Annotated in this window: 8 protein-coding genes; 3 read left to right on the top strand and 5 right to left on the bottom strand. The window is 70.7% G+C overall.

From position 1 onward, the window contains the following. Positions 1–153 precede the first annotated feature (153 nt). The 4 genes from ACOJUJ_RS18485 to gpmI all read right to left on the bottom strand — a co-directional run bounded on the left by ACOJUJ_RS18485 (position 154) and on the right by gpmI (position 7341). Positions 154–645: a BON domain-containing protein gene (locus tag ACOJUJ_RS18485; RefSeq protein ID WP_420128372.1), complete on the bottom strand. Its 492-nt coding sequence runs from the start codon at positions 643–645 to the stop codon at positions 154–156. Positions 646–669: 24 nt separating this feature from the next. Next, a complete protein-coding gene (locus ACOJUJ_RS18480; protein WP_420128371.1) occupies positions 670–1389 on the bottom strand; it encodes a hypothetical protein in 720 nt (239 codons plus the stop codon). Between the two features lie 747 nt (positions 1390–2136). Beyond that, on the bottom strand, positions 2137–5280 hold the full coding sequence (locus ACOJUJ_RS18475; protein WP_420128370.1) for a S8 family serine peptidase: 3144 nt from the start codon (positions 5278–5280) through the stop codon (positions 2137–2139). Positions 5281–5778: 498 nt separating this feature from the next. Next, the gene (gene gpmI / locus ACOJUJ_RS18470) at positions 5779–7341 is read right to left on the bottom strand and encodes a 2,3-bisphosphoglycerate-independent phosphoglycerate mutase (RefSeq protein WP_420128369.1); all 1563 of its coding nucleotides are present in this window, start codon (positions 7339–7341) and stop codon (positions 5779–5781) included. A 344-nt stretch (positions 7342–7685) separates the two neighbouring features. On the opposite strand from gpmI, the gene ACOJUJ_RS18465 reads away from it, so the two are divergent. Both ACOJUJ_RS18465 and arsN2 read left to right on the top strand, forming a co-directional pair. Further along, a complete protein-coding gene (locus ACOJUJ_RS18465; RefSeq protein ID WP_420128368.1) occupies positions 7686–8732 on the top strand; it encodes a hypothetical protein in 1047 nt (348 codons plus the stop codon). Positions 8733–8907: 175 nt separating this feature from the next. Beyond that, positions 8908–9369, top strand: a complete 462-nt coding sequence (arsN2, locus tag ACOJUJ_RS18460; RefSeq protein ID WP_420128367.1) for an arsenic resistance N-acetyltransferase ArsN2 — start codon at positions 8908–8910, stop codon at positions 9367–9369. Positions 9370–9627: 258 nt separating this feature from the next. Here arsN2 and ACOJUJ_RS18455 read toward each other — a convergent pair whose 3' ends face one another. Further along, complete coding sequence (locus tag ACOJUJ_RS18455; protein ID WP_420128366.1) at positions 9628–10563, bottom strand: alkaline phosphatase family protein; 936 nt, start codon at positions 10561–10563, stop codon at positions 9628–9630. A 267-nt stretch (positions 10564–10830) separates the two neighbouring features. Between ACOJUJ_RS18455 and ACOJUJ_RS18450 the strand changes: the two genes are divergently transcribed. Further along, positions 10831–11700, top strand: a complete 870-nt coding sequence (locus tag ACOJUJ_RS18450; RefSeq protein ID WP_420128365.1) for a hypothetical protein — start codon at positions 10831–10833, stop codon at positions 11698–11700. Positions 11701–11832 lie beyond the last annotated feature (132 nt).

Below are 11832 nucleotides of genomic sequence, written 5' to 3'. Positions count from 1 at the left end.
CGGGGGCCTGGGGCCCCCCCCGCCAACGCCGCGCCCGCACCGGTTTGGGGGCGGGATATTCACCCCAAGATGGGGGCCCGGGTTTTGGCGGGCCCCCGCTTCTATCATCGAGGTGCTCCGTACTTTCGCACTCTCGTACTTTCGTACTTCTCCTCAGTGGCTCTCCCGCGACCCGTATCCCTCGCCCGTGGGGCGGTCAGGCGGGTTGTAGGCGGCGCCGTCGTTCACCGCGTCGGACAGGCTGTGGGTGCCGTAGGTCTGGGCGCCCAGGTCTTCGACCAGGTGCGCGGCGGTGTCGGACTGGTTCTGGTTCCCCTCGCCGTACTGCGCGTCGACCTCCAGGTCCTGCATCACCGCGTCGTCGGCGGCCTCGGGCATCTCGCCGCGGTGCAGTTCGTCCACCATCAGCTCGTTGGTGAACTCCTGCAGCCCCAGGATCTCGGTGATCACCTGCTCGGCCACGGAGACCTCGCCGTCGCTTCCCACCCGGCCGGACAGGGTGACGTGCCCGTCCTTTACGCGCACCTCCACCCACTCCGAGTCGACCTCGGGATGCTCCTGCAGATGCTGCACGACCAGATCGTACAGCTCGTCGTCCGTCATCCCCGAAAAGTCGAAGATGTCACCCGTGTACCTGCCGGCCATGCGGCCCTCCCTAAACGGCGTTGGCTAGAAGTGGATCGCCCCGCCCACCGTGATGCCCAGCACCGGGTTCCACTCGCTTCGCTCGTCGGTGCGCAGCTCCAGGAACGCGCTGGGCGTGCTCTGCCGCCACAGCCGGCCCATGGCCTCGACGCGCAGCGAAGCGTTGGGGACGGGGAACCAGTCGGTCCCGAGCCCGGCCCCCACCGCAAACGAGGGGCCGAACCGGAACAGCGCCCCGCGGTCGACCTCTTCTTCCTCGGCGAAGCTGCCGCGGACGTCGCCCACCACGCCGCCGGTGCCCACCACGAACGGCGCCAGCCCGTTCCAGGTGCGCGCCCCCGTCACAAAGAAGCGCAGCCCCACGTCCGCCATCACCACCGTGGCGGGGACCGTGGTTTCCAGGTCTACCGGGCCCACGAACACCGAGTCCTCGTCGATCTCGGCGTCGAACAGGCGGCGGTCGGTGAGCATGGCGCCCACGCTGGCGTCGATGTTGAGCGGGCCGGCCGCGCGCAGCTGGTAGCGGACCCCCACCACCGGGCCGGACTGGGGCCCCAGGGGGAGCGTGGTGCTGTCGGGAAGGCCCACGTCGGGGTCCGTGAACAGGTAGCCCACGAACACGCCGGCGGACTGCGCCGGCTCGATGTGCCGGTAGGGCGAGGGAATGGTCTGCGCCGCCGCGGCGCGGGCGCCCGCCGTGAGGGCAAGAGCAAGCAGCAGGACGGTCCGCGAAAGTCGCATCATGAGGGCGATGGTCTGGCTGTGCCGATTGAAAGACTGCGCGGCGGGGCGCGGGGCCCTCGCCGGGGAGAACGGTGCGGTCCCGGACGGAAGCCTCCCCGCCCAGGACCGCCGCTTATAGCCGCCCGAAGCTACGGTTTGTTCCGCCAAGCGCAAGGCGCGTGCGAATCGCGGCGGATCCGCGGCTCCGTGTCCATCGTGCGGAGTGCCACATCCCCGGCTCGCAAAACGAGATGGGCTCACACGGAGTCAACGGAGTCAACGGAGTTTTCTCGTGCCGTTTCCTCCGGGGTCGGACCGGGTCGACAAAAGAAAAGGCCTCACACAGAGTTACCAGAGTCAACAGAGTTTTGCGTGCCGTATCCTCGGATGCCATGGCGCGGAGCCGGGATTCCCAGGTGTCGGGTACAGGTGGGGCGGTCGGCGAGGCAGGATCTTTTGTGAGGGTGTCGGGAACGGGATGGAGATGGAATGCGGCAGGGGGCCATGTGAATTTTTTTGAAGGGGATGCGGATCGGTGGATGGTCTGCGCAAACGCACGGGAGAGTGTCGATCGCACCACCTGATGCGCGATCTGGAAAACCATCCGCCACCTCCACGGCCGAGGGTTCGCGGCACGCTTGGCGGATGTCGGCGGAGCGCGATCGGCGATAAGAGGAAACGGAGGCGCGGGAAGTATTTCTCCCCGCGCCTCCGCGTTCGTTGTGAGGTACGTCCCGCCGAGTCGAGAGTCCGGCGGGCGGCGTCAGGCTACGGCGTGGTGGTGGCGGCGCTGGTGGCCCACGGCGAGCAGCCCGAGGGATTGCAGGCGCGCACTTGGTAGCGGTACGTGCGGCCGGACATCACCGCGCCGTCATCGTACTGCGCCGTGTTGGCGGGCAGGTTGCCCACGCTGGCGTACGGCCCCCAGGTGGAGTCCAGGTTGCGCAGCGCGCGGTACACCTGGTACGAGGTTTCCACCGGCCCGTCCGTCCACGTAAGCCGGATGGTGGTGCCCGACTGCGCCGCCGCCGCCAAACCGGCCGGGGCCGCGGGGACCGGCGGGATCACCAGGTTGCCGCTGGTAGTCCACGCCGAGCACCCCGCCAGGTTGCAGACGCGGACCCGGTACCGGTACGTGCCCACCGCCATCCCGGTGTTGGTGAACTGCACCTGGTCGGGCGCCAGCGTGGCCACCGGCGCGTACGCCCCCACGCTGCCCGTGGGGGTCACCGGCGCGCGCTGCAGCGCGAACGAGCTTTCGTTGCGGCTGGCGTCCGTCCACTGCACGCGCAGGCTGCTCACGGACAGCGTGGTCCCGGAGATCGCCGTGGGCGCGGCGGGAACCGTGGGCAGCGCCAGGACGTTGCTGGTGGCCCAGGGCGAGCACCCGGCCGCGTTGCAGGCGCGCAGCTGGTAGCGGTACTGCCGTCCCGCCAGCAGACCGGTGTTGACGTACCAGGTGGAGTCGGCGGCGGGCGAGCGGATGGTGGCGTACGGCCCCCAGGTGCCGTCCGTGTTGCGCAGCGCACGGGTGAGCGTAAAGCCCGTTTCGTTGCTGCTGCCGTCCGTCCAGGTGATCCGCGCCGCCGTTCCCGAGGTGGCCGTGGCCAGCAGACCGGTGGGCGGCGCCGGCGACCCCGTGGGAATGGTCAGGCTGGTGCCGATGACCCACACCGAGCACCCGGCCACGTTGCAGGCGCGCAGGCGGTACTGGTACTTGATCCCCGCGGTCAGCCCCGTGTCGGTAAAGCTGGTGGCGTTGGCCGCGGTCGTGACCACCGTCGCCCACGCCGTCAGCCCGGTGGCGAGCATCGCCCGGCGCTGCACTTCAAAGCCGCTCTCGTTCACGCTGCTGTCGGCCCAGGTGAGCTGAATGCTGCTGGGCGAGGCGACGGCCGAAACCAGGTTGCCGGGCGCGGCCGGCGCCGACGGCCCTTCGCTGTTGGCGTAGAGCGTGACGCCTTCGTAGCTGGTCCACCCGTGCAGCATCACGTAGTAGGTGCCGGGCAGGGGGTTGGCTATCGTGCAGCTCTCCACGTTGCCGCCCCAGAAGGGCCGGCAGTCGTACTGGTACAGGGTGGGAACGTCGCCGTAGCGCACGTACAGGTCCGCGTCGCCCGATCCCTCCGAGATGCCGATGGTCAGGCTGGTGGAGCCCGCGGGCACGTTGACCGCGTAGTACGCCATGCTGGAGTAGGGGCCCGACAGGGCCGTGCGGGGGGTGCCCACCCGCAGCTCCAGCGCGTCCGTCACCAGCACGCCCACGTACAGGTTCGCCGAGTTGGTGGCGCCGGGGGCGGTCACGCTCATCGTGGCCGTGTGGGTGCCCGCCGTGAGCCCCGTGGCGTCGACGGTGGCGTTTACGACCGTGGTCTGGGAAGGCATCAGCGACCCCTGGGCAGGGTCGGCCGTGAGCCACGGGTGGCTGCTGGCCGCGCTCCAGGCCAGCGCCGCCGTTCCCGTGTTGGAAAGGTTCACGGGGCTGGAAAGCACCATCGAGGTGGCGGTGGCTGCCTGCCCGGCCCCCGCGTCCGCGGGCGCCGTCCTGCGCGTGCCCTCGCCCGTGGCGCTGAACGTCTGGCGCACCGCGGCCTCCGTGCCGCCCGGCCGCGCCGCGGTCCCGCCTACGGTGCGCACGAAGGTGAAGGTCAGGCTGCCGGGGTTCAGCGCGAGGGCGCCGGCCGGCTCCTCGAGCGTGAGCGGGGAAAAGAGCAGCTTGTTGGGCGAGCCCGTGCCCGCGTCCGCCACCCGCCCGGTGGAGGTGGACCCCACCACCGCCGAGGCCACGGCGGCCGGGGTGGCCGCGGGGCTGCCCTGCAGGTACAGCGCGGCCACGCCCGCCACGTGCGGCGTGGCCATGGAGGTGCCGCTGATGGTGTTGACCGCCGTGTTGCTGTTCCACCACGCGCTGGTGATGTCGCTTCCCGGCGCGAACAGGTCCACGCAGCTGCCCCAGTTGGAGAACCAGGAGCGCGCGTCGTTGCTGGCGGTGGAGGCCACCGTGATGGCCGCCGGGGTGCTGGCGGGCGAGTACTGGCAGGCGTCGTAGCTGTCGTTGCCGGCGGCCAGCGCGTACACCACGCCCGAGGCGATGGAGTTGGCCACCGCGGTGTTCATCGGCTCGTAGAAGCTGCCGCCCAGCGACATGTTGACCACGGCGGGTTTGACCGCGTTGGCCGTTACCCAGTCCACCGCGGCGATGATGGTGGACCACGGCGCGCCGCCGGTGCAGCCGAACACGCGCACCGAGATCACCTGGGCGGCCTTGGCCACGCCGTAGGTGGTCCCGGCGATGGTGCCGGCTACGTGCGTGCCGTGCCCGTTGCAGTCCTGCCCGTTCTGCCCGTCGCCCACCAGGTCGGTGCCCACGCTGGCCCGCCCGCCGAACTCCGTGTGGCTGGTGCGGATGCCCGTGTCCATCACGTACACCCGCACGCCGGCGCCGGTGGCGTTGTAGACGTAGGTGCCGTTGAGCGGAAGGCCGCGCTGGTCGACGCGGTCCAGCCCCCAGGTGGCCCCGGTCTGCGTCTCGTAGGGATGGGCCATGGCGTCCGGCGCCACGTACTTCACCCGCGGGTCGCGGCGCAGCGCCTCCACCGCCTGGGGCGTGAGCGTCGCCGCGAAGCCGTTGAGCGAGACGGTGTAGGTGTGGTGTACCCTGGCGCCGAAGTCCGCCGCCACGTCGGCCGCCGCGGCCGCGCCGGCGCTGCCGGCCTGGCCGTCGTGCATCACCACCACGTAGCGGCCGGGGATGGCGTCGGCGCCCGCCGCCAGCAGCGGGGCTACCCCCGGGCCGCCGGGAAGGCCGTGTGCGCCGGTGGGAAGGTCGGGGGTGCGCTGGTCGCAGGCCGCCAGCGCGGCACCGGCCAGCAGGAGTAAGGCGTAGCGCAGAAAACCGCGGGGCGTTCGCATGATGACGGATCCTCTTGGGGGAATGAACGGGGGAGCGACAGCTGCGCCCGCGGCGGTCTGGTGCGGTCCGCCGGCGGGTGTGAAGGTGGCGCCGGGACGGGCGCCGGCCGGCACGCGGGTGCCGGGAAAAACCGTGCGGGAAAGCATTCGGCAGGCTGGCGTCGGCACGCTGGTTTGGTGCGTGGGGAGAGGATATGCAATCCGCTCCGTTCGGGCAATGATTTTCGCCGCGCGACCGCGGCGAAGGTGTGCAGCAGCCGGAATCCTCCTTCCGGCGATCCACTGCGGGGCTGCAAATCTCCAGCATCGGCGCCGTGTTCGGCGGGGGAGATCCGCCCGGCGCCGCCGCTCCCGCACCCTTCCTCCGGTGCGCGTGAGAGCCGTGGATCGATCCCCTTGCGCCCTCCGTTCGACCGAATCCAGCGCCGAACGTGAGGCGCGGTTGTCTCACCTGGGACGGGAAAGGGGAAAGCGGGTGCCTCCGGACGGGCTTCGAACCTACCGCTCGCGCAGGTCCTTCCCCGTCATCGCGTCGGGCTGGGGCACGCCCAGCAGGCCCAGGATGGTCGGCGCCACGTCGCACAGGGCGCCGTCCGCCAGCCCCGTGGCCGTGCGCCGCGCCTCCGGCTCCACCAGGATGATGCCGACGGGGTTGGTGGTGTGGGCGGTGTGGGGGCCGCTGGTGGTGGGATCCCACATCTGCTCGCAGTTGCCGTGGTCCGCCGTGACGATGAGCGTGGTCCCCGTGTCGCGGCACGCCTGCAGCACCTGGCCCACGCCCGCGTCCACCGCCTCGACCGCCGCCACCGCGGCCTCCATCACCCCCGTGTGCCCCACCATGTCGGGGTTGGCGTAGTTGCACACCAGCATGTCGTACGTCTCCCCGCGGATCGCGTCGACCAGGCCCTTCGTGACGTCCGGGGCGCTCATCTCCGGCTGCCGGTCGTACGTGGGCACGCGCGGCGAGGGGACCAGGCGGCGGTCCTCGCCCGCGGGCGGATCTTCCACGCCACCGTTGAAGAAGTAGGTGACGTGCGGATACTTTTCCGTTTCCGCCGTGCGAAAGCTGTGCAGCCCGCGCGCGGCCAGCACGTCGGCCAGCTTGTCGTTCAGCGGCTGCGGGGGAAAGGCGACGGGGAGGGGAAGGTCCTCGTCGTATTGCGTCATGGTGGCCATGCGGACGCGCGGCCGGTCCGTGCCCCGGTCAAACCCGTCAAAGTCCTCCACCGCCAGCGCACGGGACAGCTGGCGGGCGCGGTCGGAGCGAAAGTTGAAGAAGATGATGGCATCCCCGTCCCGCACGCTCCCCCGCGGCGTTCCGTCCTCGTCCACCATCACCCGCGGCTCCACGAACTCGTCGCGCTCGCCCATGGCGTACGCGTCGGTTACGGCCTCCATGGCGTCGGCCACCGGCTGCCCCTCGCCGCGGACGATGGCGCGGTACGCCTTTTCGGTGCGGTCCCAGCGCCCGTCGCGGTCCATGGCCCAGTAGCGGCCCATGACCGTGGCCACCTCGCACCCCTTGCCCCCCGCGCAGCGCGCCAGCAGCTCCGTAAGGTAGCCGTGGGCGGACTGCGGCGGCGTGTCACGCCCGTCCAGAAACAGGTGCAGGCGCACGCGGGGCACGCGGTGCGTGGCCGCCAGCTCCGACAGCGCCAGCAGGTGCTCGTCCACCGCGTGCACCCCGCCGGGGCCGATGAGCCCCATCAGGTGCAAGGTGCCGCCGTTGGCCTTGACGCCGTTGAGCAGGTCCAGAAAGACGGGGTTTTGCGCGAACTCGCCAGACGCAATGGAGGTGGCGATGCGCTGCAGCGACTGCATGACCACGCGCCCGGCGCCCAGGTTCATGTGGCCCACCTCGGAGTTGCCCATCTGCCCCTCCGGCAACCCTACCGCGGGCCCGTGCGTCACAAGCCTGGCGCGTGGATAATCGCCTTCTTCCCACAGGTGCTTCCAGGTGGGCGCGTTCGCTTCGGTGACGGCGTTGTCGGGCGCGGCGGGGCGCAGGCCCCAGCCGTCCAGGATGAGCAGGCAGACGCGGGGGTGCGTCGCATCAGGCATGTTGCAGTTCTGGAAGAAGATGACTGCATTGACAAGGTCGCGGCCGCGTGCCTATCTTGCGCCACAACCCGTTGAACGCACGAGAAAAGTAGAGCGCGCCCGGAGTGTTTCGCCACCCCGGCGCCGCACGCGTTTGGCGCAGCACCCACTTCGCCGCCACAACCGCCGCACGGCCAACGCGCCGCGCAGCCCTGCCGGACCCGCGTCTGCACGACGCACCGGCTGTACGCCGGCGCCGGTCCGCTGAACCAATCCCAGAACGAACCCGACACCGTCCCGGGCGCCTTGCGCACCCGGTTTTCCGCAGTTTCTGCACGATCCGCAGTCACAGCACAGGAGTCCCCATGCCCGCTGTCCGCCGCGCCACCGCCGTCGCCGCCACGCTCGCCCTCGCGGGTGCCTCGCTGGGGGCCTGGCTTCCTAGCCACGCCCTGCCGCCCCTCACCTGGTCGTCCACGGTGGCCGTGAGCGGGGTCATGGAGCGCAGCGACGCAGCGGTGCGGCTGGCCAGCAGCGCGTTCGGCAAAAGCGGGATGCTGCGCACGGTGGTCACCGACCCCAACCGGCCGCTGGAGCTGCCGCTGGAGTGGGCGGACGCGAACCCCAACCTGACGGACGTGGCGTACCGGTGGGAGCCGCTGGCGGGGACGCTCACCCGCTCGCTGCTGGGCGAGGGGCAGCTGATGCACGGCCTGCGCGCGCCGGCCCAGGCGGGGATCTGGCGGCTGCGGCTGCAGGCCCCCGGCTTTACGCAGGAGGTGCAGGACCTTTCCGTCATCACCCGCGTCCCCTTCAGCGAAAAGCGCAACGGGTACCTGAACGGCTACCGGATCGGCAACTACTCGACGGAAAGCTCCGGCCGCTACGACCGCTACGCCCCCCCCGCCGGCTTTATCGAAGTCACCCCGGAAAACCAGGACCTGGCCGTCAGCCAGCACTTTCGCCTGCGCAACTTCCTTACGAAGGACCAGTTCAGCGTGTGGCCCAAGTACCTGGCCCTGGACCTTCGCCTGATCGACAAGCTTGAGCTGGTGATCCAGGAGCTGAACCTGATGGGGATTCGCGCCGAGCACGTGGCGGTGATGAGCGGCTTTCGCACCCCGGCCTACAACAACCAGGGCGTGGGCGAGGGCGGTCGCGCGCTGCTCAGCCGCCACACCTACGGCGACGCCAGCGACGTGTGGATCGACAACGACCGCGACGGCTACATGGACGACCTGAACGGCGACGGCCGCCGCGACACCGAAGACGCCCGCGTCATCCTGCGCGCCGTGGACCGCATCGAGCGCCGCTACCCGGAGCTCACCGGCGGCGCCGGCATCTACACCGACAACGGGGCGCACGGGCCGTTCATCCACATCGACGTTCGCGGCAATCCGGCGCGGTGGTAGGACGGGCGGTGTGATGGTGTGATGGTGTGATGGTGGGGCCGGCTTCGAGGCGAGAGGCCGGCTCCTTCCGTTGTCATACAGCTTGTGCGGAGCGGCCGAGTGCGGCACCTTCCAGCAGTGTCGGCACCGCGCGCGGTTTGAACGCGTGCACCGCGGTACATACCCCGCCCTTACGATGAGCCCCGAACCCGCCCACGACTCCGACTTTTCCGCGGTCATCCGCCTGCTCGCGGACGCCGCACTCCCGCACGACGACCTCGCGCCGGAGCACCTGCGGCACTTTCTGGTGATGCGGGACGCGGACGGGATTGCCGGCGTGGTGGGGATGGAAGTGGCGGATGATGCCGGACTGCTGCGCTCGCTGGCCGTTCCGGAAGCGCGGCGGGGCGGGGGGCTGGCCTCGCGGCTGGTGGATGCCCTCGAGGCCTACGCCCGCTCCGCCGGCATCCGCACGCTCTACCTGCTGACGACTACGGCCGAAGCCTTCTTCGCCCGCCGCGGCTACGCGCGTGTGGAGCGCGGCACCGTCCCTGAGGCCATCGCCGCGACGCCCGAGTTCCGGAGCATCTGCCCCGCGAGCGCTGCCTGCATGGCCAAGGCGCTGGTTCCGGCGCCGGAGCCCGCCGCCGTCGCGTAGGTCTTGTCGCGGGGATGCGAAACCGGCCCCCGGCTCGTCTTCCGAGGGAGGCGCCGTGGGTGTGCGATTGCGGCGAGAAGCTGGCGGCTCGCAATCCGCGAAGGCGGATTTGGTGACGTTCCAGCCGCGGTTTCAACCGCCGATCCGATGACGGCCCGACGCGATGTGCCGGGCCGTATCTTCGGCGCGGCGGGTCCGGCCGCCGATTCGGCCGCCGGACCGACGCGCAGTTCGCTGATTTCGCGACGAACCGCCGGATCAGTTCCCGGCCGGCGGCGCGACCGGCCGGAACGCCTGGGCCACGGGGCGGCCTTCCCAGGCCGGGGGAACGGGGACGCCCAGCAGCCAGAGCGCCGAGGCGGCCGTATCCATCGTGCGGATGCCGGTTGGAAGCTGGCCGGGCTGCACGGCGCGGCCCCAGGCAATCCAGGGAATGCGGACGTCCTCCAGCGCGTCGGTGCCGTGGTCGCGGCCGTGGCCGCCGTGGTCCGCCGTCACGATGATCACCACGTCGCCGTTGAAGCGGGCGACGGCCGCGCGGCGAATCTGCTCCACCGCGGCGTCGGCGCGGCGCACGGCCCAGCGGTACGGCGTCCCCATCCACCCCGTGGAGTGGCCGGCGATGTCGGGATCGGGGATGTGGATGAACAGCAGGTCCGGCTCGGCGAAGCGCAGGTAGTGGATCACGTTCTGGGTCATCTGCGGCGCCAGGACGATCTCCAGGCCCCGCGGCGCCTCTACCTCGTCCGGCGCGTCGGGGTGGATCAGGTGGCGGAACTTGGCCTTGGCGAAGAACGCCGCCGTCTGCAGGTGCGCGCTGTCGGCCATGTCGAACATGGTCGGCACGCGTACGCGGCCCTGCGCATCCACCTGCTCGTCGTTCCAGGTGATGCCGTGCACCTCGGGCGACACACCGGTGATCATGGACGTGTGCGAGGGCAGGGTGCGGCTGGGCATGATGGTGCGCGCGTCCAGCGACCACGCGCCTTCGCGCATCATCCGCTGCAGGTTGGTGGCGCCGGCGGCCTCGATGGCGTCGGCCCGCAGCCCGTCGATGGAGATGACCACCACGTGCCGTGTGGGCGCCGCCGCCCGCTCCGGCGCGTAGGGTGAGATGGCCGACGGCGCACAGCTCGCCAGGGCGGGGACAAGGGCCAGCAGCGCGGCTGCGCGCCGCGCCCGGTGTTTCTGCATGGGGTGCCCGGGTTGAAGGTCGTATCGTCTTGCGCTACACTCCGGTAGCACGGGTTTTCGTCATTCGGCAAAAAGCCTGCGCGCGCGAGTGAATCTTTCGCGGCCCGGTCCGCGTACATCGCCCCAGACCGGCGAAGTTCCGCGCGATTTGGACCAGTCCGCCGCACCCCGCGGGGCGGCGTGGAGGGAATCAAGGGAATGTATTGTTCCACCTGTGGGGCCCGGGTTCCGGATGGGCACAGCCGCTGCGACACCTGCGGGGCGGCCGTGTCGCGCCCGTCCGGCTACGGCGTTCCGGCGCAGATCACCATCAACAACAACGTAGGGCAGGCCGGGCAGGCGTTCCCCAGCCAGGGCGCCCACCTCACCTGCCCCCGCTGCGGGTTCCAGGGCGAGGGCGTTTCGTATTTTTCGCAGGGCGGCCCCATCATGGGCGCGCTGATTCTGGCGCTGCTCACGCTTCCCTTCATGGGCGCGGGCGGGCTGGTGTACTACCTGATGCGCCACGACTACCGCGCCTGCCCGCGCTGCGGCAGCTCGTGGGGCAAGCGCAGCGAGCACGCGCGCGTTCTTTCCGCCGGGCTGGCGCTGAACGAGGCCGCGCCCGCGCACACCACCGCGCACGAGCCGGAGATGCGCGAGGATTCCCGCCTGCTGCGCTGGGGCTCGTACCTCATCTTTGCCTTTGCCGCCCTGCTCATGCTGGTGGGGATCGGCGACGGGGAGCCTGGGGCGTTCTTCGTCGGGGCCTTCGCCGCCATGGGCGGGGCGCTGCTGTGGAAGAAAGCGAACACCGCCCGCGAGGAGCGCCGCGAACAGCTGCTGGTGGCGCTGCAGCAGCCGGTGCTGCGACTGGCCTCGCAGCGCAACGGCGTGCTGACGGTGACGGACGTGGCGGCGGCTCTCAGCTGGCCCATGCCGCGCGCCGAAAAGGTGCTCAACTCGCTGGAAGACGGCCTGCGCGTGGCGTCCAGCGTAACGGACCAGGGCGTGATCGTCTACGAGTTTCGCGAGCTGATGCACGCTCCGCGAATGAACGCCGCGGAGATGGACACGCTGCTGAACCCCGGCGCGGCGGCTCCCCAGGCGCAGCACGCCGCGCTGCCGCTTCCGCACGACGGCACCCTGCGCGCCTGAGAGGGTGTCGAGAAACCTCGGTTCTTCGTACGGCAGCGTACGGTCATCCTGAGGGAGTGCCGCGCGGAACCTTCAGGAACACAATAGCTTACGCGCGACCGAAGGACCTTCTCTCCGCCGCCGTGAGGCCAG

Origin of the sequence: Longimicrobium sp. (genome assembly GCF_048594345.1) — a bacterium.
GTDB lineage: Bacteria > Gemmatimonadota > Gemmatimonadetes > Longimicrobiales > Longimicrobiaceae > Longimicrobium.
The sequence above is the reverse complement of the archived record's forward strand: the minus strand, read 5'-3'. Positions and strand labels throughout refer to the sequence as shown.